Origin of the sequence: Alkalicella caledoniensis (assembly GCF_014467015.1) — a bacterium.
In the GTDB taxonomy this organism is placed as follows: Bacteria; Bacillota; Proteinivoracia; order Proteinivoracales; family Proteinivoracaceae; genus Alkalicella; species Alkalicella caledoniensis.
On record NZ_CP058559.1, the window covers coordinates 1047586 to 1072828 of the forward strand.

General features: G+C 36.3%; 23 protein-coding genes and 1 pseudogene. 3 read left to right on the forward strand and 21 right to left on the reverse strand.

The window, feature by feature from the left end:
* Window positions 1–44: 44 nt before the first annotated feature.
* From HYG86_RS05180 to HYG86_RS05200, 5 genes are all read right to left on the reverse strand, one after another.
* The gene (locus HYG86_RS05180) at window positions 45–461 is read right to left on the reverse strand and encodes a YhfM domain-containing protein (protein ID WP_213167865.1); all 417 of its coding nucleotides are present in this window, start codon (window positions 459–461) and stop codon (window positions 45–47) included.
* 35 nt (window positions 462–496) lie between these two features.
* Window positions 497–1723 carry a hypothetical protein gene (locus tag HYG86_RS05185; protein ID WP_213167866.1) on the reverse strand — a complete coding sequence of 409 codons (1227 nt, stop codon included), beginning with the start codon at window positions 1721–1723 and terminating at the stop codon, window positions 497–499.
* Window positions 1720–2211 (reverse strand): RNA polymerase sigma factor, encoded by a 492-nt coding sequence (locus tag HYG86_RS05190; RefSeq protein WP_213167867.1) that lies wholly within the window; start codon window positions 2209–2211, stop codon window positions 1720–1722. The genes HYG86_RS05185 and HYG86_RS05190 overlap by 4 nt, the downstream gene beginning before the upstream one ends.
* A gap of 184 nt (window positions 2212–2395) precedes the next feature.
* The gene (locus tag HYG86_RS05195; protein ID WP_213167868.1) at window positions 2396–2803 is read right to left on the reverse strand and encodes a GNAT family N-acetyltransferase; all 408 of its coding nucleotides are present in this window, start codon (window positions 2801–2803) and stop codon (window positions 2396–2398) included.
* Window positions 2804–3033: 230 nt separating this feature from the next.
* A complete protein-coding gene (locus tag HYG86_RS05200; RefSeq protein WP_213167869.1) occupies window positions 3034–4509 on the reverse strand; it encodes a protein adenylyltransferase SelO in 1476 nt (491 codons plus the stop codon).
* 329 nt (window positions 4510–4838) lie between these two features.
* On the opposite strand from HYG86_RS05200, the gene HYG86_RS05205 reads away from it, so the two are divergent.
* Window positions 4839–5477, forward strand: a complete 639-nt coding sequence (locus HYG86_RS05205) for a peptidylprolyl isomerase (protein WP_213167870.1) — start codon at window positions 4839–4841, stop codon at window positions 5475–5477.
* Window positions 5478–5572: 95 nt separating this feature from the next.
* On the opposite strand, the gene HYG86_RS05210 is transcribed toward HYG86_RS05205, so the two are convergent.
* From HYG86_RS05210 to HYG86_RS05225, 4 genes are all read right to left on the reverse strand, one after another.
* Window positions 5573–6424, reverse strand: a complete 852-nt coding sequence (locus HYG86_RS05210; protein ID WP_213167871.1) for a hypothetical protein — start codon at window positions 6422–6424, stop codon at window positions 5573–5575.
* Between the two features lie 215 nt (window positions 6425–6639).
* A complete protein-coding gene (locus tag HYG86_RS05215) occupies window positions 6640–8502 on the reverse strand; it encodes an LTA synthase family protein (RefSeq protein WP_213167872.1) in 1863 nt (620 codons plus the stop codon).
* 182 nt (window positions 8503–8684) lie between these two features.
* Entirely contained in the window at window positions 8685–9434 is a 750-nt protein-coding gene (locus HYG86_RS05220; RefSeq protein WP_213167873.1) for a hypothetical protein, read from the reverse strand.
* A gap of 90 nt (window positions 9435–9524) precedes the next feature.
* The gene (locus tag HYG86_RS05225; RefSeq protein ID WP_213167874.1) at window positions 9525–10394 is read right to left on the reverse strand and encodes a DUF6920 family protein; all 870 of its coding nucleotides are present in this window, start codon (window positions 10392–10394) and stop codon (window positions 9525–9527) included.
* A 178-nt stretch (window positions 10395–10572) separates the two neighbouring features.
* Between HYG86_RS05225 and HYG86_RS05230 the strand changes: the two genes are divergently transcribed.
* Entirely contained in the window at window positions 10573–12240 is a 1668-nt protein-coding gene (locus HYG86_RS05230; RefSeq protein WP_213167875.1) for an RNA polymerase sigma factor, read from the forward strand.
* A gap of 60 nt (window positions 12241–12300) precedes the next feature.
* Here the strand turns inward: HYG86_RS05230 and HYG86_RS05235 are convergent, their stop codons facing one another.
* The 3 genes from HYG86_RS05235 to HYG86_RS05245 all read right to left on the reverse strand — a co-directional run bounded on the left by HYG86_RS05235 (window position 12301) and on the right by HYG86_RS05245 (window position 14517).
* Complete coding sequence (locus HYG86_RS05235) at window positions 12301–13071, reverse strand: epoxyqueuosine reductase (RefSeq protein WP_213167876.1); 771 nt, start codon at window positions 13069–13071, stop codon at window positions 12301–12303.
* A gap of 112 nt (window positions 13072–13183) precedes the next feature.
* Complete coding sequence (locus tag HYG86_RS05240) at window positions 13184–14161, reverse strand: hypothetical protein (RefSeq protein WP_213167877.1); 978 nt, start codon at window positions 14159–14161, stop codon at window positions 13184–13186.
* Window positions 14162–14178: 17 nt separating this feature from the next.
* Entirely contained in the window at window positions 14179–14517 is a 339-nt protein-coding gene (locus HYG86_RS05245; RefSeq protein ID WP_343064207.1) for a PadR family transcriptional regulator, read from the reverse strand.
* Window positions 14518–14811: 294 nt separating this feature from the next.
* Between HYG86_RS05245 and HYG86_RS18160 the strand changes: the two are divergent.
* Window positions 14812–15000 (forward strand): annotated as a pseudogene (locus HYG86_RS18160) (Rdx family protein); the annotation flags it as partial.
* Between the two features lie 69 nt (window positions 15001–15069).
* Here HYG86_RS18160 and HYG86_RS05255 read toward each other — a convergent pair.
* The 9 genes from HYG86_RS05255 to HYG86_RS05295 all read right to left on the reverse strand — a co-directional run bounded on the left by HYG86_RS05255 (window position 15070) and on the right by HYG86_RS05295 (window position 25229).
* Complete coding sequence (locus tag HYG86_RS05255; protein ID WP_213167880.1) at window positions 15070–15594, reverse strand: hypothetical protein; 525 nt, start codon at window positions 15592–15594, stop codon at window positions 15070–15072.
* Window positions 15595–15694: 100 nt separating this feature from the next.
* Window positions 15695–16306 (reverse strand): class D sortase, encoded by a 612-nt coding sequence (locus HYG86_RS05260; RefSeq protein WP_213167881.1) that lies wholly within the window; start codon window positions 16304–16306, stop codon window positions 15695–15697.
* 2 nt (window positions 16307–16308) lie between these two features.
* Complete coding sequence (locus tag HYG86_RS05265; RefSeq protein ID WP_213167882.1) at window positions 16309–17976, reverse strand: thioredoxin; 1668 nt, start codon at window positions 17974–17976, stop codon at window positions 16309–16311.
* Window positions 17977–18064: 88 nt separating this feature from the next.
* Window positions 18065–19528: a hypothetical protein gene (locus HYG86_RS18165; protein ID WP_246451896.1), complete on the reverse strand. Its 1464-nt coding sequence runs from the start codon at window positions 19526–19528 to the stop codon at window positions 18065–18067.
* Between the two features lie 400 nt (window positions 19529–19928).
* On the reverse strand, window positions 19929–21458 hold the full coding sequence (locus HYG86_RS05275; protein WP_213167883.1) for a gluconokinase: 1530 nt from the start codon (window positions 21456–21458) through the stop codon (window positions 19929–19931).
* 14 nt (window positions 21459–21472) lie between these two features.
* Window positions 21473–22879 (reverse strand): NADP-dependent phosphogluconate dehydrogenase, encoded by a 1407-nt coding sequence (gndA, locus tag HYG86_RS05280; RefSeq protein ID WP_213167884.1) that lies wholly within the window; start codon window positions 22877–22879, stop codon window positions 21473–21475.
* 81 nt (window positions 22880–22960) lie between these two features.
* The gene (locus tag HYG86_RS05285) at window positions 22961–23377 is read right to left on the reverse strand and encodes a VOC family protein (protein ID WP_213167885.1); all 417 of its coding nucleotides are present in this window, start codon (window positions 23375–23377) and stop codon (window positions 22961–22963) included.
* A gap of 55 nt (window positions 23378–23432) precedes the next feature.
* Complete coding sequence (locus HYG86_RS05290; protein WP_213167886.1) at window positions 23433–24002, reverse strand: NUDIX hydrolase; 570 nt, start codon at window positions 24000–24002, stop codon at window positions 23433–23435.
* Window positions 24003–24551: 549 nt separating this feature from the next.
* On the reverse strand, window positions 24552–25229 hold the full coding sequence (locus HYG86_RS05295; RefSeq protein WP_213167887.1) for a YczE/YyaS/YitT family protein: 678 nt from the start codon (window positions 25227–25229) through the stop codon (window positions 24552–24554).
* Between the last annotated feature and the right edge of the window lie 14 nt (window positions 25230–25243).

Below are 25243 nucleotides of genomic sequence, written 5' to 3' on the forward strand. Positions count from 1 at the left end.
CTATATAAAGATTTTTTTATAATATTCTATTGCACACCGTAATATTAATTTTGATGTCCAATAATTTCTTTAAATATTTCAAGATACTTTTTCGATATCATATATCCTTGCCCAGTGTTCTCAACATCAAGAATTGTTCCATTTTCTTCACCTAGATAGACATGATATCCCTTTATACTTTTATCACCATAGGTAATTTTTATATCATAATGCATGGCGGCTACATCAAGTATCCCTTCCATTGGTTTAGCCTTCTCAACCATTTCTACTATTTTATCTATTTCCTGTTTATCTGTTATTGTAACTATTAATTCATCACTTATTTGTGCGAATCCCTTAAATATTGATATGGTTATCATGCTAATATTATTTGGGTTTAAGGATTTGTTAGTGTTTTGCTGGCAACCTACAAGTATAGCGACCAGCAAAATTAAATTGACAAATATACCTCCCTTACGCATTACCCCCCCCTTATATATGGATATCAAAAATCCTGTTAATTCACAAATCTATCTAAAAATGCTGCAAATTCAGCAGATACTTCATGTCTTGATATAAAACCAAGATTTGGGTAGTATTGTGCTTCGAAGTATATTCCCTTTTGGTTGTAGATTCTTATGGATACTGAATTAAATAGGGCATCTCCTACATTCCCTACACTTGGCTCAGTGGATTGACCTTGTTCGCCTTTGGATTGTCCTCTATCTTCCCCATTGGCTTGACTGTCGTCACCCTTGTCGATGATTCTTCCTTGGCTATCCCTCGCATCTTTTGATGGACCTAAGTCCACAGGAGGTTTCGCTTCATCAGTCCCTATAGGTAGGGTATTTACTGCTTCTTCATGGTCTGTGGAAACTGAACTATCAGGCGCTTCATCTTGAGGCTTCCCATAGTCTGGCGGCAGTTGCCTTGGTTCTGATGGGGTCCTGGGCTTGGTTTTGGTCTGGTCTATTCTATAGTTATATAGCTTATCAAAGTACTTATCACTGGCATCTTTCATTACAGAGTAGAAGTTATAGAATGTGGTTATTCCGTCTGTATCAGATATTTCCCCTTTTGTACTAGGTACTCCCCTTAGTTTTGCTTCTTCACTATATCCTATGAACTGTATTTTTGAGATATCTGCTGGAGAGTTTATTCCATAGAGTTTTAGGTATGTGGCTACATCTTCATCTTTATTATTGATATAACTGTCAAAGTTAAGGAACATGAAAAGCTCATACACTCCATCTCTTTTTACTGCGACTATAGCTTCTCCACCAGCAGGAATGTACCCATATATGTCAAGCCCAATTAGGCTTTCGTCAATACTACTGGTGATGGTTGTGATGTTTTCACCAATATCACTTTCTTTAATGGTGTTAGGTAAATTAAACTGCTCTTTGTGCCATTGTGTCAGAAGCATATATGTTCTATCTTCTATTTTAAATTGATCTCTCATGATATCCGCCATGTCTTCCCTTGCAAAATCATCACCCGTTAGCCTATCTGTTTCCGCCCCACTGGATGGTTTATTTAAAAATAGGTCATAGTTCAGAACCCCTACAGTTAGTACACATATCATAGCAGCTGCGGGTATTATTTTTTTTAGATTCATAGTACTAATAAAACTCTTCTTTTGCTTTTTGTCAGCGTGATTTAAAACTTTGTTTAGCATCCTTTGTGTGGAGATACTATTTGGTTCTATACCATCAAACGATTTCTTTATATCTTCTTTTCTCACTTTAAATCACCTTCCATTTCAATTTTGAGGATTTTTCTACCGGTATGTAAATAACCTCTGATGGTTGATTCTTTCTTGTTCAGTATCTTTGCTATTTCCACCGTAGAATAACCCTCGTAGTAGTACAAATAAATAACTACTTTACACTTAGAGGGAAGGGCCATGACCTTTTCCAATGTCTCATCTATAGTTATTGATTCTTCTCCTGCCACTTCAGCTACCGCGTCCATGCCCACTGTTTTTGACCACCAATGCTTAAAGTGATCTTTGCATAGGTTACTTGCTGTTCTAATAAGCCATGCTTTCTCGTGTTCTTCGCTTTGAAAATGTGTTTTATCTTCCATCAACCTCATATAGGTGTTTTGTACCATATCTTCGGTATCGGGGATATTTTTCATATACATAAAGCAGACACGATAAACAGTTTTAACATGACGATTATAGATTTGTGACAGTTCTTCATTCGTACGCAATAAAGAACTTTCCACTTCACTTCCCCCCTTCACTACTAATACGATTGAAATGGTAAAAACGTTGTTTATTTTATTTCAAAACCCAGAATCCTTACGTATTAAATATACGATGGGGTTCTGGGCTTTTTTTACCTTGAAATCCGAAGGCTTTGAGCAGCCTGGTATATCAAATGATTTTTTCACTGATCGCCTTTAAAACCTATTTCCTGCCACACTGAAATTTATAATTTCTATGTATCATCCCTTGTGATTCTATCATACCCAATTTCTTATAAAAAGGCTGTAGCCTTTCATCACAACATAGATCTATCATATAAAAATCATTTAATTCTTCTAACATCTTTCTAACCAATTCTGCACCAATGCCTTGTTTTTGATATTCAGGCAAGACTTCTAAAAGAGGAATATACGCTGATAAGACACCGTCACTAACAGCATTTATGAACCCGATTACTTTTTTGTTTTCTTCTACTGCAACAATAGTTTTATAACTTTTTTCTAATATTTCTCTGTGCTTTTCTTTATTAGGAGGGTTCGGCCAGTCTTTAAAAAAGCCATCTCCTATTTCTAAGTTTAAGTGGACAGTATATGTTAAATATGAAATCAATATTTCCACTCCTTCTATAATTATTTAAATTGATATAGCATCCTAGCATTCTCCCACTCTCAGTGAATTTGGTATCTAGTTGTTTTTTTTCTTGTCATTGCGTTCTTTTAGATAATTCTACTTGTAGTTTCAATATCCTTTATTATTAATAATAGTTTATAAATTGCTATGTTAACTTTAAATGTAAAAAAGAAGTCCATTAAGGACTCCTCTAATAAAGCTATTGTTAGTTAGGTTCCGCAGAAGGTTCGGTATGGCCGGACTGATGGCCCAGGAGCTGTGCTGTATTCATCATGCTCAGGTGTGTGGACATAAGGCTTTGCTAAAACTTCAAGGAGTTTTTCCATCACCGTGTAGTCTCCTTTTTCCTCTGCTGCTTTAAGGGCTTCTTCTACCCTGTGGTTCCGTGGAATAACCATTGGATTGTTCTTTTGCATCAGTTGAAGTGCTTCTACCATAGATTGTTGTTGTCTGTCTAGTCTTTTCTGCCATCGATTATGCCATTGGGCAAAATCATCTGTACCAAAAAGGGCTGTTTCCTCTGGTTTTTCTAAGGTTAATGCCCTAAAGGTATTGGTATAGTCTACTTCATATTTTTGCATTATATTAAGGAGATCTTCAATGAGGGCTTCATCTTCTTTCTCTTGATTAAATAATCCTAGTTTTGCTCTCATACCTCCTAGCCAATTACAGTGAAATATTTCTGTGAAGTCTTCAATGGACTCCTGGGCCATATTCACTGCCCGCCCTTGATTTTCATTAAGTAGTGGCAGTAAGGTTTCTGCGAATCTAGCTAGATTCCATGCTGCAATTTTGGGTTGGTTGCTGTAAGCATAGCGTCCACGCCGATCTATGGAACTAAATACCGTTGCTGGGTCGTATTTATCCATGAAGGCACATGGCCCGTAGTCAATTGTTTCTCCACTAATTGTCATATTATCGGTATTCATTACCCCGTGTATAAATCCAACCATTTGCCACTGTGCGATAAGAGCTGCCTGACCTTTGATGACTTCCTGAAGTAAAAAAAGGTATGGATTTTCAGCTTCCACAAAACCTGGATAGTGCCTTTTTAAAGTATAATCAGCTAAGGCTTTTAGTTCTTCAGTAGTGCCCCACTGAGCAGCGTATTCAAAGGTGCCTACTCTCAGGTGGCTAGCTGCCACACGAGTCATAATTGCCCCAGTAAGGTGGTTTTCCCGTATTACTTCTTCACCAGTTGTTACAACTGCTAGGCTCCTTGTGGTAGCAATGCCGAGGGCGTGCATTGCCTCACTGATGATGTATTCACGGAGCATGGGTCCAAGGGCCGCACGTCCATCACCACCTCGAGAATAGGGTGTTCTACCTGATCCCTTTAGTTGTATATCAAACCTTTCACCTTTTGGGGTGATTTGCTCACCAACGAGTAGAGCCCTACCGTCCCCTAGCATTGTAAAATGACCAAATTGATGCCCTGCATAGGCTTGGGCTAGGGGCATAGACCCTTGTGGAAAACGGTTTCCAGCTAATATGGCTACACCCTCTTCACTTTGCAAGGGTTTGGTGTGTAAACCAAGTTCACTGGCTAGTGGTTGATTAAGAATAGTTATTTTTGGTGATGGTACAGGGTTAGGCTCTATTATTGAGTAAAATGTTTTAGGCAGATTGGAGTAACTGGTTTCTAAGTTCCATCCTGTTTCTAAACTATCATTTCTATTTGTCATTTGTATCTCCTTTCTAAAACTTTGTCACAAATCCCAGATATTTTCTATATTAGTTTGTTTTTTATATTTACAATAACCATCTTTAGTTTCTACTGGTTGTTGTTTATTATTCTTGTTGTACCTTCTCTTAGAATACCGAATGGTTATTTTTCTTTTCATTCATAGCAGTAAGTTATAATAGGATCTTTGTTTTTTCATTTGGATAAGCCCTTGGAGTCTTTTAGCTGTTGTGATACTATATGATTATGTGAGAAATAATACCATTGTGAAACGTTGAAAATCTTCAGGTTCAGATGGCTATGGCGCCTACAAATAAGGAGGAATAATTCATGAAAACAAGTAAAATAAAAAGATTTACAATACTGTTCGCTCTTTTAGTTTCAGTACTAGTTACAGGGTGCAGCAGAAATCAAACAGGTGAAAATGAGACACCTAACTATAATACTAATGGTGAAAATCCATTGGTGCAGATAGAGATGCAAGATGGTAGTAAAATGGTGCTGGAACTTTATCCTGAGTATGCTCCAGAGACAGTTGAAAACTTTATTGGTCTTGTTGAGTCTGGTTTTTATGATGGATTGACTTTTCATAGAATTGTTAAAGGCTTTATGATTCAAGGTGGCGACCCAAAAGGTGACGGAACTGGTGGTTCAGAAAATAGAATCCCCGGTGAATTTGCAGCTAATGGTTTCACACAAAATACCCTTAGCCATACAACTGGGGTTATTTCCATGGCTCGAAGCAACCATCCGGACTCTGCCAGTAGTCAGTTCTTTATCATGGATGGAGATGTAACCTCCCTTGACGGCGATTACGCAGCCTTTGGCAAGTTAATTGATGGTGTGGAGACCCTTAAGTCCATATCTGAAACACCTGTTTCTCGTAATCCTTGGAGTGGAGAGCTATCAATTCCCCAAGAGGATGTGGTTATCAAAAGAATCACCATGTTAGAAAATGGTGAAAATTAATTATTATTATAGGTTACAGGTGGAATTTCATAGCACTAAAAGCTTTATCAATGGGAATACCTCTTCCCTTGATAAAGCTTTTTTATTTATATCCATTATTTTATATATTTTAGAAATTTAATATTCAATATAAGTGCTATCATTCCTAATACAACAAAAGAGAAAACCAAGCCAATCAAGGATTCTAGAGGAATATCAACTCCCATGGAAGTCTGAACTATATTTTGTCCGATAACTATAACTCCAATTGTTATAATAAAAGTTAGTAAAATAGGCACTAACTTATAGCCAATAGCCTTTCTTTTCAATACTAAAATACCACAAGCGAGGTATATGGGAAGGATAATACCTAGATCTAAAACAAAAGTTGGCTCTGTGGTATATATTTCAATGTGTGACATAGGCTGACCAGTTGTAATAGTTGGTATGATAAAAGGCAACCACACAAGAACTGAGCACCCACTAACTATCATAAATAATGCTGTTCCTTTCAAGCTTTTACTGTTTAATTCTTCTGATATATTTTTTTCCTTAATCAATTCACATAGTAATAATATATAAGTGAACAAGGATGCAGAAAAAAGCAATACATAAACCAGAAATAGTCTGTTAAATGTAACACCAAAAACCAAACAAGAAGCGTAGTAAAGTATGCCAGTTAATAAACCAACATGGACAAATTTATATTTACTTGATTTTGATCTTATAGCAGTAAAAATTCCAAATAAAATTGCCACAATCAGCATTACATAATCTGTACCTTTATTCACACCAACCACAAACACAGAATTGTAAGCGTAAATCCCATCTCCATAGAGTTCAATACTTTCACCATATATATTTTCAACAGTGAATCTATCCCCCCCTGTTGTGTAAAATATCCCCACTAGACCGCAGACGAATATTAAAAACACGATAAAGTAACATAAATAGTTCAGTTTCTTCATAACCATTCTCCTCCTTCAAGCTTATATTCAATTACTCCCAGCTATGGTTTATTAACTAGTTCATTGTTTACTTTCAGTTAAAACTAAAGATAGAATTACATTAAACACTGTTCAATGTAATTCTATCTTTAGTTTATTAAAGTTGTCAAGGGTTTTTTTAGGGGTTCAGGCTTCAATTATCCATTATTGGATAATTGAAGCCTGAACCCCCTGTATTATTCTTGCTCAAGTGCACCCTTTATTCCTTTTTCATGAACCAGTGGTACTAGGTTATTTTGTAAGATGTACTCAGATAGTTTAAGTTCTGCTACAGCCCTCTCGTAACCTTCTCTGGCTAGTTCTAAATCCAGGGGTTCTCCTGTCTTTAAATCCCAAGCATCACTGTTTTCAAATATACCATCTTCTGACATAACAAATACTATATTGTCGTCTATGAAAGATCCTTGTGCCACGTGATTTTGTATAGCAGCAAAACCTTTTTCTGTGTTTAGTAAGTCTTTGCCTAAAACACTATCACTTCTTAGCTCTATACCAAGCAAGTTGGCCATTGTTGGATAAAAATCTACTTGTCCTCCAACAGTGCTTATTGTTTCTTTCAAACCACTTCCTGGCATATGAACTATAAATGGAACTCTGTACATCTCTTGTACTTGATATTCCCTTCCTATCAAGTTAGTTATATGCTCGTTTGCTTCAGCGTAACGATAATCTAACCCTTTATGGTCACCATAGACAACAATTATTGAGTTGTCATAGAGGTTTTCGTCCTTCAGTGCTTGTATAAATTCGCCAATTTGAGTATCTAGGTATCGCACTGTTTGTAAATAATCCTCTAGGGAAGTCCCCTCGTACTGTTCCCCAACATTCAGTTCCTTTAGGTCTTCTGGAATAATAAATGGATGATGGGAGGTCAAAGTTATGAGGAAGGAATAGAAGGGTTGATGTAATTCCTTTATAAAATCCATTGATTGACGGAAGAAAGACTGGTCACTCAAGCCTAGTCCTAGCTCTTCATCTACCTCTAAATCCTCTATACTTATATATTCGTCTAAACCTTGGGATGGATAAGCTTTTTCTCTATCCCAAAAATCACCTTCATTACCATGGAAAGCAATGGTGTTGTAGCCTTTGTCTTTTAGATTTATAGGTAGTGTAATAAAGTCAATTCCTTCATAGGCCTTGTAGCTAAAAACCCTCCTTGAGGCATAAAAACCGTTATGGGATATAAACTCTGCATCTGAAGTATTTCCCCATCCAATCTGCTCGTAGTACCTGTCAAAGTAAATGGATTCATTGTCTACTAGCTTATTTAGATTTGGAGTTATTTCTTGCCCATTTATTTTAGTGTTGATTACAAAATTTTGCACTGACTCAGCTTGGATTACAAAGACATTTTTACCCTCTGCAACTCCAAAATATTTAATTCCATTTTGCTCTGGCTCTATAAACTTAGCTAAGGCCTGTACATGTTCAGTTTTTAGTGACGCTTTCCTAACATATCCTGCTACATCATAAAGGTGAAAATTAATTACCCCTGTGTTGTGTGGAGTGAAATATCCATTGGTCTTTTTAGATAAGTTTAGATTCATACCTGTTATCATAGAAATTAACAGCACTAGGGTCACTGCCGTAGCTAATCTCTGTTTTGGGGTGCTTTTTATTATAACTGCCTTGTCCTTAAATAGATATATAAAAATTACTATTGAGTCTATGAAATATAAAAAATAAAGGGGGTTTAGTAGTGCAGCTATACTATTTGAAACATGCCTTACTTGGCCAGCCTGATAAATACTATGTGCTCTTATGAGTGTATAAAAATGTCCATAGTATACTGCATCGATAAACAATAATGCGGAAATCAATATGTTAACAATTAGCATAGCCCTTATCCTGTTTCTTTGACTAATTATACATGTTAAGCACATTATTGCCATAACGATTAAGTAGTTTTTAAATGTAACCCTAAATATATCCCCGATCCCCATGGTGCTATGGAGTGCAAACAGCTTTAAAAATACCCCCGCACTAATAGCAATCAAATACTTTGTAACTCCACTTTTAAATAGCTTTTCTAACATCATTTCTCCTCCCCAAAGGTTACTTATCAAACCAGTATGTGTATTTATTAACTTGTATTAATAGCAATTTTAGTACTTTTACTAGCTTTATTCAATATGTTATTCAATTTGTTAATTTATTGTTAATTGTTTATGGGGCCAGGCTACAGTTTATCAAATATAGTTAACTGTAACCTGGCCCCTTATTTTACTTGCCATGCGTATATTGGACCGTATTTGTGACCACATTGGCCTATTAGCTTGAAGCTTCTGCCTTGATATAGGAAGTCTCGGGGAGTTTCTAGTATTTTTTGATCTTTATGAATCCATGAGTTTTTCCATAAAGGTTTATTTTCCTGTAGATTCCTAAGGTCAGGATCAGGGTTTGATCCATCTGTAACTACAATCCCTCCGTATACTAACTTATCTAAGACCATCCTAAATATATCTGGACCGAGCCACCATTGGCCACTGCCCCCTTCTCCTAGACTGTCTCCACAATAGTAAAATACTGCTATTTTATCTAGTTCAATCAATGTTATAAGTGCATCTTTCTTATGTCTTGTGATGTTCAGTTCCTTTGTATCATCACCCATTTTGATAATCCATTTGTTACGTTTGATATAGTTTTCCTTAGGTACCTTTATTGCTTGGGTAATATTTAGCAAGTGTTTTTTTTTATTCTGTAGCTGCTCTTTTTCTATATGAACAACTTGCTGGGATATATCTTTAATTAAGTTATTACATATATACCTGTACAGTTCTCTATGCTCCCCTAATCGTCCTGGATATTCTTCATTTGGAAGTATTATATGGTTTATATCAACGAAATGGTATTCACTTATTGTATCCATAAAAAGTTCAAGGGGCATTGCTATATCGTTTCCACAGCATGGGTAAAAAAGAATACCCTTTGGAATATCAACGTTAAATCTTTGCTTTAGAGATTTCACAATCAGTCCTCCTTACTCCTTGGTCGTCTGTTTAATTTTATTTCGACAGTAAAGTTATTAGAACGACTCAGAGTTGGACCTAGTACTTTTTTAATGAATGTTAAATTTTACGTCATATATCTCAACCTGAAACCAAGTGAATTCTCCTTCTTCTAACTGCCATGATATATCAATTTTAGTTGGCACGATAAATCCTTCAAATTCTTTTTGTTCTACTATTGTACCCACACATTTTAACCTTTTGGCATTTTCATCTGTATCCTTAAATCTCATAGCTTCTATACTCAATATACTACCTGAGTCATCAAATAACAAAGTTGCTGATGACTCTAACCCTTTATATTTCATAATAGCTTTTGCGCTATTTTTATCTATGTCTTCCCAGCTAATATAATCATTTAAGGATGCAGTAGGATATAGAGGGAGTTCTAGTAAAAAACGACCAAGGGAAGATTCATTCAATTTATAATTGGATTTTTCATTTACTACTGGTATTAGGTGACCTATTCTTACCTCCATTTGACCGTTACCCTCAAAGAATAGATCCTTTCCCTTTGTATTCAATATAGGCATCATGGGAAGATCCACATGCCACAAATAGCCTGGATTTTGTACATTCACATATTGCTCAGCTTGAGGCACCATCCAGCTTTGATCTGGGTTTAGTCTCATTTTTCCTGTCTGCATAAAATGGACACTTTGTATATGTTCTTTCCCTACCACTCCCACTTTCTCTAACCATTTTTGTACTGGTTCTGGGAGTTCTTCAAGATCCTGATGAGTTATTTTTCTATCAAATGTTTCGATATCCTTAATTAAATTCCCTATTTCTGTATCGATCCTTTTACTCATCTGCCTTTTACCCACACTAAAAACTATGATTATTAGTATCACAATAGCTATTATAATAATCAGCCAGGGCTTTAGTATGCCCCCTCTTATATTCTCTATTTTTAACATAAACTCTTTCCCCTCCTATTTACTAAACAGTGTTCAATTCCATTTTATTCCCAAAACAAATATTATGTCAAGCTGTTTTTGTAGTGCACATATTTATGATAAAATTATAAAGATTTAACTAACCAATTAGCATCTTTAGTTACTATATAAGTGAAAGCATTTTAAAGGTGGTGAAGATATGGAGTATCAGAAGTTGTTTGAGCAAATAACAGATGAGTTTTCAAGTAAAATACTCAATTGGGCAATTAAAAAAACTGGAAGCCGTTCCGACGGTGAAGATTTAGCTCAGGAAGTTTTTTTGCAGGTTTTTATTGCTGCCAATAAAGAACAGAAAGTTGATAAGCTAGAGAACTTCATTTGGAAGGTTGCTCACTTTGTTTGGTGTAATAACCTCAGAAAGCTATCAAAGAATCGTGATCTTACTTCTCTCAGTGATTCAGTGTGGGACGGTTTAGATTTTGTTGATGATTTCGTTAATAAAGAAGCAATGGAGTTTGAATTGGGACGCGTGTATAAAAAAATCGCTGATTTAAGTTATACCCAAAGGGAGGCCATGATACTTCATTATCTTGATGGCTTATCTATTTCTGAGGTATCTAAAAAGCTTAGAACTTCCGAAAGCGCCATAAAGTGGCACCTTTTTGATGCTAGAAAAAAGATGCGAGGAGAGCTTGAAACTATGAAAACTGATAATTCTTATGTGTACCGACCCGGAAGACTAGTACTAGGTCTGTCTGGTATCCCTGGACCTAATCCTGATATCAGAAAGATCAATGACAGTCTTGTAAGACAAAACATCTGTCTTCTCTGTTATAGGAAAGCTAAAACCATTGATGAAATTTCTGAGTTGACTGGTATTCCAAAACCTTATCTAGAGTATGATCTCAACTGGCTTGTAAAACAAGAGTTCTTAGTCTTGGACGGCAGGAAGTATACTACCATAATTCCTATCATTGGCAAAAAGCATAGGCAAGATATAGGAGATTTGTATCTTAGCACAAGAGCTACTTATATTGACAAGGTTATATCCCACTTCATAAATAGTGAAGATAAAATCAGGAGCTTAGGTTTTTACGGTTCTGATTTGGAATTTGGCAAATTGATGTGGCCTATTATAATGATGTTTTTAAGCTATTTTAGTAGAAACTCTAAAGTTGCGATCAGTCTTAAAACTATGGATGATAGGGCCATCCGCCCTGATGGTGGAAGGTACTACGTGGTTGGCAATGATTTATCGGATAGCCAAGATCTAAACCCCAATGGATATTTCACACCAAAGGATTGGAAGGATTTTTATGGAATTTGTTCTGATAGTTGTGCCACAGATAGTGCATATGAGTCTTACTATTGGCTAGGGGTATATAACTTCAAGGGTGTAGAATACCATCCTGATATAGTAAATTGTAGTAAAGGTGACCAAAAGGTATGGCATAGGCTCCTGTGCTCTCTTACCGAATCCTCTTTTGATCCGAATAGGCTCACTTCATGTGAAAAAGAAAAGCTAGCAATTGCTATACAGAGGGGCTTAGTAAAGAAAAGTGGTAATGATTATAAGCTGAACTCTATTGTTATGACTAAGGAGCAATTGACTAAACTTCAAGAAGAAATCTTTAGACCTTTACTTGAGAGCATAGAGCCTGTAACACAAGAGTTGACTAGTTTTATTTCAAATTTGCACAGTAAAAATATGCCTCAAGTTACCAGAGGCTGTATAGATTATTTCACTTACCTTGACTTATGGTATTTTGGCATTTATACCTATATTTTCGCAGCTGAAGGTGGGCACCTATGTATATCTCAAACGCCTAAAGAAGGTGCTGCTACAAATCTAGTTATAGTTAAATAGAAAATCTAACTCAGCCATTAATATAATAGCTGAGTTAGATTTTCTATTGGGCCTTTCCCCTTAGAACCCACTCCTAATGGGAACCTTAGTTGAACAAGGTAAATTTACACAACACTTGCCACATGCGTCTGCAAGTCCTACTTCTTTATGTATTTCAGCATTTTCAAGTAGCATATCATAGCACTTAAATCTATCAAAAAACTGATCTTTAAGGGCGTCGTTGACACATTGTTTCACACAGTTTTTACATGTCCCACTTGTTTTATAAAGACAGTACTCTTCATTATTTCTAGTTGAAGGTTCGATATTTAAGTTAGTCACAATGCTGCCTAATCTTCCACAGCATCCTTTTTCAGTAATTAACATATTGTTGAGTCCGAATTTGCCTAGACCTGAGATATATGCCACATGCCTATGGGACCAGTCACTTAAAAGGATATCTTCATCAAAGTTATGTGTCGCTGGCAGTATATTAGATCTATAGTTTAGTTTCTCTAACTCTTTGTTTATATGAGTATTAAGGCTATTGATTAGTGAGTTTGTTTCTGCGTATGCTTCAGCCCACCCCCACGAACTAAGCTTACCTTCTATGTTTGATTGGATAATGTATTCTTTAAATGGTATAAAGTAAGCTATTACTGTTTTGGCACCGGGTAATAATTCTTTTGGTAGTGCATGGGTTGGACTCACTACCTCTTTCAGTTTTAGATACATTTCATCTTCAGCATCAGAAAATTTTACTAGAGGTTCTTGCCACATACTTCTTAACTCTTTTTCTTTAGGATAATCTCTTACGAAATCGATAATTAGTTTTTTTATTTTCTTCTCCAATAAATTCACTCCTTTAAAATCTTAAAGTGTTATTAATATATTCAGCAAATGTCTATGCACCCCTTCTTTTTATGATAGATAAAGGCATTCCAAGAGATTGGAATGCCTTTTCTTATAGCTTAGTACTGTTATATTTATATCCTTTGTATAGTGAAGTTACTATTTCTATGGCACTTGCTATTATGACGATACCTAGAACTGCAGTAGATTGCTCTATACCTATATCTAAATGCTTAGCTATTTGTGCGTTTAGCTCTGGGTTCCATATACTAGGTCTGTTAAATACATAAAGGGTTATTATCATGGACATTGCAGATAAAATAGATGTTACAACCGCAAGGCGCAAATTCCATCTTCCTTTTATTAACTTAATGGTTTCTTTTAATACATTTAATAAAAATATACCTATTATCATTCCCTTAAATCCTGATAATGCATCAATGTTCAGCACCGGAGTCACAACTGTACCCTCTGCTCCACGGGAATATATAGCAAAAAGCTGTGGATTAAAATACAGAAGTGAAAAGAATATAGTAGTAAAAACTATGCTAAATCCAGACTCGACCCGTGAGATTCTAGCCTCTTTTTGTGGAACCTCAGGAAGATCATCTAAACTCCATTGGTTTTCTTTTTCTATTGTATCTTCTATTTTAGATCCTTTTTGTTCAGCTATTGCAAAACCTATAGTTACCCATGCAAAGCCTTGTAGTACGCCCACAAATAAGGACACTAAATAGTCAATTGTAACACTTAGCAAGTTGCCTTCTGGAGAGAATATTCCACCTAATATTTTGGAGATAGATACTCCAATAAAAATTGCCACTGTTACTATCTTTAGAATCATAATGTAGCTGTCATAATTACCTGGACCTATTAAATAACGTTCAGAACCTCTGTACTTACTAGCTAAAATAGCAGGGTCATCAAGTTCTTTCAACACTTTTTTTACTGCTACAGCATCATTTTTTTCTTCACCTTCCCCCTCAAGCATATCGTCTATCAAGGTTTTCAATTCTTTACTTATATCTTCCCTTTGTTTTTCAGGCAGGTCTTTAATGACAGCATATATATACCTATTTATCAGTTCCATTTTTACTTATCCTCCTTTTATTCCAGTAATTCATTCATTTTCTCGGTCATTTTATACCAGTGATGTCTTAGTTTGTCATACACTTCTTCACCACATTTATTTAGCTGATAGTATTTCCTAGGTTTGGAGCTTTCCACATCCCAACTACTTTCTAATAACCCTTGGCTTTCAAGCCTTCGAAGAAGTGGATATAATGTGCCAGAATCAACTTCTATTCCTTTTTCCTTTAAACACACTACTAAAGAATAACCGTATTGAGGTTTATTTAACTGACTCATGACACTTAAAACTATAGTGCCTCTCCTTAGTTCTTGAATAAGACCATCAAGTAGTGTATCTTTTTTGACTTTATCCACATCGTCACCTCCTAAAATCATTATACTGTGTATCATACACTATTACAAATGTTTTATTATAATTGTTTATTAACTATTGTTAACAATTTGGCAAGTTTAGTAATAAAAAAGAGCCCCAAAGGGACTCTTGACAGTCTGATAATACTTTAATTTATAAATTGGACTTAGTGGTATTTATCTTTTATAATTATATTAGTCTCAACTTTCGAATAATAATGCGTTAATCTGATAATGGAGGTTATGTTTATGAAAAAACTTTCTATAGAGTACTGTACTGCATGAGGTTACTTAAGTAAGGCAGTTGGCCTTGCAGAGAGATTACTAAGTGCAAACAAAAAATCGATATCTTCTTTAACCCTGATCACTTCATCAGGTGGTGTTTTCGAAGTGAAGGTGGAGTCTGAATTAGTATTTTCTAAAAAAGAGTTAGAACGTTTCCCCAATGAGAACGAGGTAGAAACCTTAGTTAAAGAAAGATTGTAGCTTATATGAAAGTTGAGAACTAAAATAAAACGGCCCTATTAGAAAAGGTGCCGTTTTATTTGTTTAATATTACTTAAGATATTTATTTAAAATTATATCAGCTTGGTTAAGTAGCATTAGGAATAATACAGAAGCTACAATACTTCCTATTATAACTACTAAAATCATAATAGGAGCAACCATTAAAATTAGGATTGAAAAAAGTGCAGCTATACTCATCACCAAGTATAGTTTCCACCTTTTTTGTGCAAGGTCAGCGAATTCTTCCTCAGCATTGTTTAAGGATACGTCTATTATACCCATACAGATGTAATACACCAGCAAAATTTTTAGTATACTGTAAACTATATCTAGAAATACAATAAAGCTAACCATCTCTACCTCAAAATGGTAAAGTGAAAATATACTTAGGATTGCTACAGGTATTGCTACTTTCTTAGCAGTTTCAAATTTATCACTAAATTGTTCTAAATTACTCAATCCAACAACAACTAAGATAAAACCAACCACATCTGGCAAAAAATCAATTCTATTAATTCTAATATGAAAAAATACTAATATAAATCCCCAAAAAATCTTTCTAAATCCTCCCATACTTTTGCCTCCTCATATTTTTAACTGACACCGCTTTTTTATATTCTCTTTTGACATCCTAATTCCTGCTAGGTTTGAAGGAAAAAGCTTTAAAAAAACCTCAAATAACCTTTGCATGGATAATTAGTCTATGTGTAGATCTATATAGAGGAGTACATGTAATTAGTGTTAGTATTCTTTCTTCTTTAGTACTTTTTAAAACTGATAAATCAGTAGGTACAACAATTTTTTTATCATATACAGTGTATATAAATTCACCACTATATGTTTTTATTATAATTTTGTCACCTACCTCTAGTTCATCTAATCTATTAAAAAAGCGCCCATAGGTATGGGATCTATGTGCAGCTACGGCACTATTACCTATTTCCCCAAGTTCATTAGTTTCAGTAAGATGTCCTGCACCTTTATTCAAGTTGCTATTGCTTGCACCAGGTAAAATTGGCAAAAGAACATCTATCTTAGGAATTTGAATTATACCCATTGTCCCTTCTTGTATGCTGGGATTGTAGACAGTTGCGTCATCCTCTGATGGAATCTGTTCCCCTGTATTTAATACATCGTTCATTTCCCTAAACTGCTGACCCACAGAACCTTCTTCCCACTGTTTCAGCAACTTTAGCTCCCAATAACCTCTGTAAGTATCTCGTGCAAATGGGTAGCAAGCGATAAGTATCCCTACTATGATTAGAATACTGCTTATTCTTTTCATTATCAAACACCCCTTATCCTTTGATAGTAATTACAGTATCCGGAAAGGTTATGTTCGATATCATCTATTCTTACCCTGAAGGAATGATGGCGGATATAAAACCCCCATAGAATATTCTTAGGAACTTTAAAATACATAGCTACTTCTGGAAACATAAGTCCGTTGAGTTGGTGTTTTGCTCTGTGTATTGTAGCTGTTTCCAATTTTTTTAAGTCAAAGCCAGCAATTACTTCCCTATGGATATTATCTTTTCTACACTTATCTATCAACTTATTACTTGCCATAAGCAACTCTAAAAGTGTTGGAAAAGTAGTCTCTCTGGCAAGGCAAAAATCTAAAATACCTTCTACATTTTTCAAGTTAAATTCTAGGTACTTATGAAGTGGTTTGTGAAGGAATAGTTCATATGAACAGCAGCTTAACCAATGGTCGTTATAACGCCAATATTTATTTTGTATAAAGTATTCAAATGCTTTCTCCACCATATCTAACCATTTTTTATTTTTGTCTATTGAATATAATCGCATAAGGGAAAAAGCAGCCTCACCGTCATAATAGATTATTCTATGTTTTTCTCGTATGGAAAGATCAGGATAGTTTAATACATGAACAAAAGAACCGTCTTCATTTTGAAAGTAGGCTATCCCCTGTGACAACTTCTCTAATGTTTCCATATATTTATAATCTGAAAAAACCTCGGTGTACTTAGATAGGGCTAACACCGCTGCAGCGTTTGCACCAAGTTTTATTGAATTATTATCGGTTTTCTCGATAACAAACCCACACTTCTGCCCTTCATTATCTTCGATGTACTTAACACCTTCATTCACTAAAAAACTCAGAGCTCTAGTTATAGCCTTTTGTAGACTATGGGATTTGGTAATCTCGTAGGCTTCAATCATAGAGTATGTTGTACTGGCATGCCTAAGGATATTATAATGATTGATTTCTTTATCAAAACACGGGAAGTACCCATATCGGAACTGACCATCCTCCCCAACTTGACTTGCAAGGAATTCTGAAGATTTTTCGATAATAAACTTAACTAAGCTAATGTCTAGGTTTTCTACATACCTTCTACCATTGTCCAACCAGTCATATCCTAGTTTGAAATAAGTACTGCCATCATGGAACATTCCCGCTGTTTTAAATGTATATACTTTTGGTACCACATCGTTGTCTAGTAAAAGCTTCAATCCTAGGTTATATTTTATGTAGAAATTTATATTTTTCCACACTAAGTTTTTTAGATTATATTGCTTGTTTTCGTAGATAAATCCATTTGCATTAACTTCTTGCTCCAGAAAAGATAGTTTAAAATTACTGTCAAAAGCAATCCCTTCTCTGAAATAATTTATTTTTATACCTGCTATATAATTTTTGAAATCTCTCATGCTAAATTCCTTAATTTGTGTTACTATATCTGTTTTAAACCATTTAGGGTTTAATTTGTTATTTTTTATTTTCTTTTCTGCTAATACTAAAGCTTTATTCCAGCTTTCCTCAAAAGTGTTACTTACACCGCTACATACATAGGCCCTTGATTCTGGTTCACCAAAGGAGATGAATACAATATGAATCAATTTACCCTCTAGCACCACTCCTTTATTTGTCTGTTGAATCGCTTCTTTTAACTCTAATAATTGTTTTTCTAAGCTGAGGACACTCATAGTTCTCCCCCCTTATTTAATTACTTTTGTATGTAAAAAGGTTGCTTAAGAAGCAGCAACCTTCTACTTTTCCTATTAAAGACTACCTTTACTTAATTGGATTAAACCATTTTCTTTTCTTCATTGTGATACCAATCATACTGATAAATCCGCCCAATCCATAGAATAGCCCAGCAGCTCTATCACCTGTCTTTGGCAGTTTATCGTTTTCATCGTCATCATCACCACTGTCGTCATCATCAGCATCAGCATCGGCATCAGCATCAGCATCAGCATCGGCATCAGCATCAGCATCGGCATCAGCATCAGCATCGGCGTCGGCATCGGCATCGGCGTCGGCATCGGCATCGGCGTCGGCATCGGCGTCGGCGTCGGCATCGGCGTCGGCATCGGCATCGGCATCGGCATCGGCATCGGCATCGGCATCGGCATCGGCATCGGCGTCGGCATCGGCGTCGGCATCGGCGTCGGCATCGGCGTCGGCGTCGGCATCGGCGTCGGCATCAGCGTCAGCATCGGCGTCGGCATCAGCGTCGGCATCAGCGTCGGCATCAGCATCAGCATCAGCATCGGCATCAGCATCGGCGTCAGCATCGGCGTCAGCATCGGCGTCAGCATCGGCGTCAGCATCGGCGTCGGCGTCGGCATCGGCGTCGGCATCAGCGTCAGCATCGGCGTCGGCATCAGCGTCGGCATCAGCGTCGGCATCAGCATCAGCATCAGCATCGGCATCAGCATCGGCGTCAGCATCGGCGTCAGCATCGGCGTCAGCATCGGCGTCAGCATCGGCGTCAGCATCGGCGTCAGCATCGGCGTCAGCATCGGCGTCAGCATCGGCGTCAGCATCGGCGTCAGCATCGGCGTCAGCATCGGCGTCAGCATCGGCGTCAGCATCGGCGTCAGCATCGGAATCATCTACCTCATCGAAGTCAAATGACACATGGCTTATTTCTGCCCAGTTACCTTCATTGCCATCAGTTCTAGGTGAGAATAACTCAGTATCTTCTAGGTAACCATCTTCATAGTTAAAAATAAAATGCCAGTTAGCTGCTTTAACATAAACTCTGACAACCTTAATGGTTGGATCTTCATGAACCCACTCCCAATCAAATGTATGGCTGGTAGAATTTGAAATAATTATCTTCCCTCCGTTATAGGGATGCTCGCCGTCGAAAACTTCTCCACCTATGTTGTCTATTTTGAATATACCATAGCCATTGCCAGGGTAAAGCACTGGCACTATTTCATTTCCTGTTTTTGTGGGTATACTTGAAAATACTACATATTCTTCATCTTCATCAATTTCCTCTAAATCCCAGTGCTCTTCCTCATTCTGATATTCATCTATTTCAGGGATTTCAGTTTTTATTTCTTCGATAGTATCGTAGCTTTGTTCATTTGTTTCATTAGCATAAGCGGTTATAGGGCTCACCAAGCGACTTACTAAGAATCCACCCACAAGAAGCTTAGTTACTAACTTCCTTTTCCTTTCTTGATCATTTTCCCATTTTTTCCTCTGGTGTTTTAATTTCTTTAGCAAACTTTTCGACATTTTTTGAATCTCCTCCCTCTAAACAACTTTTGGTTTAGGACGGGTGATTGTTCAACGTCATTTTTACATAATTACTACTAATCCTTAAGGTAAAACCCGCACTACTATATTTCATAAATATTATTAACAAGGAGAATTTATGTGTTTACTAAAAATATATTTTTGCTGATAGAAGTGAAAAATGTTGAAACTTCAGAGATATTTGTCTAAAAATAAAAAAACCGACATTTTCCCTCCCCCACTGAATAAATCACTTGACTTAACAGGCTGCTCAAAAGCCTTCAGATTCTAGGCGCAAAAAATCCCAGAACCGTAGCGTATATATAATACGTAAGGATTCTGGGATTTTGAAGTAACAAAGAAGATGGAGGTTTTTCAGCGGGTTGCATTTTGCCGACTTTTATTTGTTTTGAAATTCAGCTAGGCTTTCCAATAGTGGAGTTAGATTAGCTATGGCCTTCTTATAAATCTTAAATAGTCTTTGGTATAGCAATGCGTTTTCTTTTCTTACATTATAAACATTGAAATCTTTGACCATATCTTGACATTCCTCAAGGTGTTCTACTAGTCCTGTTGCCAACATCCCCAGCATAACTGCTCCTAAACAAGGACTTTCGTAGTTTTCATGAACTATTACCTTGGTGTCCATGACATCGCATAAAGTTTGGACCCACTCCTCAGATCTTGTAAAGCCTCCGTTGGCATAAATGGATTCAACTTCTACCACTAATTCTTTAACTGCTTCAAGGATATCATTCATGTCATAGCAAATACCCTCTATCAAAGCTCTTGTAAAATGCTCTTTTTTATGTGCATCGGATATACCTATGTATGCCCCCCTTAAGTTAGCGTTCCAGTAGGGAGCCCTTTCTCCTGCCAAAAACGGGAGGAAAACAAGACCATTACTTCCAGGTTGGGTGTTATCAATGTATTCGTTTAGAAGTGAGTAACTATCACTGTCCATTTCCATGGCTCTTTTCACTTCCAGCTCCCCGAAGTTATCTCTAAACCACCTGTATATTATTCCACCGTTGTTGATAGGACCTCCTACTATGTACTTATCTTCTGTTAGCACATAGCAAAATACTCTTCCCTCAGGATCAGTCACAGGCTGGTCAAAGGCTACTCTTACTGCTCCACTTGTTCCTATGGTGGCAGCAGCAACTCCTTTTTGTATGGCATTTGAGCCAAGGTTTGCAAGGCAACCATCACTTGCTCCTACCACAAAGGTAGTATTTTGATTAAGGCCAGTTTGACTACATAGCTCGCCATTAATGTTTTTTAATGAGTAAGTAGTGGATACGGTCTTTGATAACTTTGTTTCATTTATTCCAAGTAAACCAAGTACTTCTTTATCCCACTTCAGGTCAAATATGTTGAACATGCCAGTGGCTGAAGCTATGGAGTAGTCAACTATATAATCACCAAAAAAGCTATAAAACACGTACTCCTTTATTGAAATAAACTTATATGCATTTTTATAAATTTCTGGTTGGTTATCCCTCAGCCACATTAATTTGTAAAGGGGTGACATAGGGTGGGTTGGTGTTCCTGTTCTTTTATATATCTCTAGGCCTTGACCGTTTTTTTTAAACTCTTCAGCGTAAGTAACACTTCTATTATCAGCCCAGATAATGCAATTTGTAAGGGGTTTTCCTTCTTTATCAACAGCAATAACACTGTGCATCATGCTACTGAAAGACACAAAAGAAATATCGTTTGGATTAATATTACCGACCCTTATGCTTTCTTTTAGAGTATGTATTACAGCTTCTAATATTTCTTCAGGATCTTGTTCCCTAAAAGAGGGCATTGTAGAAATAATAGGATACTCCCGTGAGGCTTTGGAAATTATGTGCCCATCTTTATTAAATACTATGGATTTGGTGCTTGTTGTTCCTATATCAATTCCTATATAATATTGCGGCATTTTAATCCCCCGTTTTAAAACCATTTGTAATGAAAGGTTCCTTCTTTGTCTACCCTCTCGAAAGTATGAGCACCGAAGTAATCCCTTTGAGCTTGCAATAAATTAGCTGGTAGTATTTCACTTCTGTAACTATCGAAGTATGCTAAGGCACTTGATAGTGCTGGTGTTGGGATACCGTGTTTTACTCCTACACAGATAACTTCCCTCAAGGCCTCCTGATAGCTTTCAAGGATGTTCTTGAAGTATGGATCTAGCATAAGATTAGGAAGCTCTGGGTTGTTATCATATGCTTCTTTTATTTTGTTTAGGAATTGTGCTCTGATTATGCAACCACCCCTAAATATCATAGCTAAACTACCATAGTTTAAGTCCCATTTGTATTCTTCTGAAGCGCCCTTAAGAATTGCAAAGCCCTGAGCATATGAACATATCTTGCTGGCATAAAGGGCTTTCCTTATTGCTTCTATGAGTTCCCCTTTATCTCCTTTATATGAGACTACAGAAGGACCTTTTAATAACTTACTTGCCGTTATTCTTTCATCTTTAATAGCTGAAATACAGCGGGCGAAAACTGCTTGTGTAATAGTAGGTGTTGCAATACCTAGGTCTAGTGCATTTTTACTAGTCCATGCACCGGTCCCCTTCTGACCAGCTCTGTCTAGAATTATATCAATCATGGGTTTTCCTGTTTCGGGATCATATTTTGTAAATATGTCCTGGGTAATATCTATTAGATAACTATCCAGTTCTCCTTTGTTCCACTGAGCAAAAACTTCATGTAATTCTTTTACAGATAACCCTAAAACATTCTTAAGTAGGGAGAATGCCTCACATATTAGTTGCATGTCGCCGTATTCTATTCCGTTATGTACCATTTTCACATAATGTCCTGCACCATCTGATCCAATATAAGTACAGCATGGTTCTCCATCAACCTGCGCAGCTATGGAAACAAGTATAGGTTCTACCAAAGAGTACGCATCTTTTTGACCACCAGGCATGATTGCAGGGCCGTTACGGGCACCTTCTTCACCACCTGATACTCCCGCTCCGATAAATCTTATTCCTTCTGCTTCCAATTCTCTATTTCTTCTTATGGTATCTTCAAAGAAAGAGTTTCCACCTTCAATTAGTATATCTCCCTTAGATAAATAGGGTCTAAGTTGTTCTATGGTATCATCCACATATTTTCCTGCTTTTATCATAATGAGTATTTTTCTCGGTGTTTCCAAGGAATTGACAAAATCCTCAATGGAATATGTACCTATGATATTTTTACCCTTTGACTCACTTAAAAGATCTTCTGTTTTTTCTGTAAAAATATCAAAAGCAGCAACACTAAATCCTTTGCTTTCAATATTTAATGCTAGATTCTTACCCATTACTGAAACTCCTATTACACCTATTTGCTGTTTTGTCATAGTTAAAACTCCTTCCTGTGGGAAATGTTTTCCTACTGGTAATAATACCATATTTGTACGAATAAGTTGATATTTACTGAATTAAAGTGTTGAATACACTAGTTTGAAAGCTGGATCATTTTCCCTTAACCATTTTAGACGGTCATCTATTGTATTATAATGCAGCTCTAATTTATGTCCATCTGGATCAAGAAAGTAAAAAGATTCTCCCTCTGATTTGTTTTCTTTAAATGCCTGTATCCCCGCATCTTCTAATTTTTCCTTAAGGATAGTGTAATCTTTGGGCAAAATGTTAAATGCAATATGAGTATAGTCTTTAGTAGGCTCCTTAACCCTTGCTTCATCTACGTTTAAAGCTATCCACTGGTCACCTGCTAAAAGATATGCCCCCTTATTCCATCTACCAATTAATTGTAAACCTAAGAGATTAACGTAGAAGTGTAAAGAAACCTCCAAGTTAGTTACTGCAAACGTTATATGATTTACTCCGTTAATCATTTTTCATTCTCCTTTTTTCTTTAAAAGTTTCTTTGATAAGGTAAGTATTACCACTTTATCTTTTTACCTTAGTTTTTGATCTTTCTATCAACTTATCGTACATATAGGAATCATATTTATTAAAATTCTCTTCGTTAAACTTTTCAATTTCAATCCATTTAACTCCACTGTTTTCAGCTTCGTTTACACTGATATTTTCATCCTCGCAGGCAATTAAGACGTATGCTATGGATAGGTGGAGATGTGTATTTACGTACTTATTATTCTTGATGTGTCCAGGTACATACAAAATATCAAGGGACATTATTTTTTCAGTAAGGGCCATTACATTATTTATACCTGTTTCTTCTTTTGCTTCTTTTATAGCAACCTCTAATAGGTTTTCATCACCATCTGCATGCCCCCCAGTCCATGCCCACTTATTAAGTATATTATGATGGATCATAAGTACTTTTGTTAGATCTTTGTTCATAATAAATCCTGAACTTGTGATATGGGCAATTTGGTTATCCGTTAATAATACATTATTGGGAAACTGTTCGATGTATTTAAGGATTACTTCTTTATCTTCGATTTCCTGATTATTCCTGGGAGCAAATTCTTTAATTTGAGTAATATATTTCATTTACCAAATCCCCCTTAAGTATTTTTTTAGACTCTTTTTATTTCCCCATACAAATCTAAATTCCTTTATTATTTATAAATATAATTAAGCTTTTAGAACAAAAGCGCCATTCGGCGCGCAAGTTCAAAAGAGCCTAACACGGATTTTGAGAAGAGATTACACGAATTACACGGATCTGTTAGTTTTGAAAGACCTTCATTGTAGCTTTCTGACAAAGTCATTGACCCCAGTGCAGATTAACTAAAGCAGTACCATTAACTCGAGGAGTTAGATTTAAGTGGTGATGGTTAAGCGTAGGAAGGGACGAGGACAGGACGTCCGAGAGCTCCACTTGCCATGGACGGCAAATTGGAGCGTTACCCTTCCGAAGCTTAAACAGAACCCTTAAATCTCGACGTAGAGTTTGCACTGCGTAGTTAATCTGCGACATTCAAAAATGACTTTGTCGCTATCAAAAATATCCACATGGCTAGGCAATCTATACTTTCCTGTGCAATGAAAAAAGACATCCTCTAAAAGGATGCCCTTTAACACATTTGCGTTAGTTCTTTACTGATTGACCGGTTCACTGATGGGTATTTCTAACTGATTGTAAAATGCAATTCTTTGTAGATGAGGCTTGCACATCTTTGAAAGTATTCCTAGAATCCTTCCTATAATTAGGGCAGAAATAATTGTACCTTCACGTATGGATGAAATATTACCTAAAAATGCTAGGGACAACATGACTGCAAGAATAACTGAAGAGCAATCAAACCATACTTTTAATTTCGCAAAAGGAATTTTAGTAACTTGGGATACTGCCAGAACAAACCCTTCTGGTGCCCCAGGAACAATTTCCATAGTTATGATTAACATTAAGGCTACAGCTATGAAGAATGTGCTGGAAACTAGCAAAAATAGTTGCCCAAAGTAGTTGCTCACACTAAGCCAGTTTAGCAGTACAGATGTAAAGTCAACGAAAAATCCGAAGACAAACCCAAAACCCATCTGTAATAAACTGAAAGCTTTGAAGTCCTTTCTTAGAACCAACATTTGCATAAACACATAAAAAATAAACATTGCCGTTGTTACAGTCCCTAGACTAATTCCTGAAATATTGCTAATGGATAGTGGTACAGATGAAACAGGGGATACCCCAAGATTTGATTTAATGGCTAGATTGACCCCTAGTGCAAGGAAAAAGAAACCAACTAGGTATAAAGTTATACGGATAAAGTGCTTCATATTTTACCTCTTTT

Bases quoted from the DNA above. Each gene is read 5' to 3' on its own strand.
- HYG86_RS05285 (WP_213167885.1), bottom strand. From the start codon at position 23,377: ATGATTAACGGAGTAAATCATATAACGTTTGCAGTAACTAACTTGGAG.
- HYG86_RS05240 (WP_213167877.1), bottom strand. From the start codon at position 14,161: ATGGAACTGATAAATAGGTATATATATGCTGTCATTAAAGACCTGCCT.
- HYG86_RS05260 (WP_213167881.1), bottom strand. From the start codon at position 16,306: ATGAAAAGAATAAGCAGTATTCTAATCATAGTAGGGATACTTATCGCT.
- HYG86_RS18165 (WP_246451896.1), bottom strand. From the start codon at position 19,528: ATGTCGAAAAGTTTGCTAAAGAAATTAAAACACCAGAGGAAAAAATGG.
- HYG86_RS05265 (WP_213167882.1), bottom strand. From the start codon at position 17,976: ATGAGTGTCCTCAGCTTAGAAAAACAATTATTAGAGTTAAAAGAAGCG.
- HYG86_RS05215 (WP_213167872.1), bottom strand. From the start codon at position 8,502: ATGTTAGAAAAGCTATTTAAAAGTGGAGTTACAAAGTATTTGATTGCT.
- HYG86_RS05295 (WP_213167887.1), bottom strand. From the start codon at position 25,229: ATGAAGCACTTTATCCGTATAACTTTATACCTAGTTGGTTTCTTTTTC.
- HYG86_RS05225 (WP_213167874.1), bottom strand. From the start codon at position 10,394: ATGTTAAAAATAGAGAATATAAGAGGGGGCATACTAAAGCCCTGGCTG.
- HYG86_RS05180 (WP_213167865.1), bottom strand. From the start codon at position 461: ATGCGTAAGGGAGGTATATTTGTCAATTTAATTTTGCTGGTCGCTATA.
- HYG86_RS05275 (WP_213167883.1), bottom strand. From the start codon at position 21,458: ATGCCGCAATATTATATAGGAATTGATATAGGAACAACAAGCACCAAA.
- gndA (WP_213167884.1), bottom strand. From the start codon at position 22,879: ATGACAAAACAGCAAATAGGTGTAATAGGAGTTTCAGTAATGGGTAAG.
- HYG86_RS05230 (WP_213167875.1), top strand. From the start codon at position 10,573: ATGGAGTATCAGAAGTTGTTTGAGCAAATAACAGATGAGTTTTCAAGT.
- HYG86_RS05205 (WP_213167870.1), top strand. From the start codon at position 4,839: ATGAAAACAAGTAAAATAAAAAGATTTACAATACTGTTCGCTCTTTTA.
- HYG86_RS05200 (WP_213167869.1), bottom strand. From the start codon at position 4,509: ATGACAAATAGAAATGATAGTTTAGAAACAGGATGGAACTTAGAAACC.
- HYG86_RS05210 (WP_213167871.1), bottom strand. From the start codon at position 6,424: ATGAAGAAACTGAACTATTTATGTTACTTTATCGTGTTTTTAATATTC.
- HYG86_RS05290 (WP_213167886.1), bottom strand. From the start codon at position 24,002: ATGAAATATATTACTCAAATTAAAGAATTTGCTCCCAGGAATAATCAG.
- HYG86_RS05255 (WP_213167880.1), bottom strand. From the start codon at position 15,594: ATGGGAGGATTTAGAAAGATTTTTTGGGGATTTATATTAGTATTTTTT.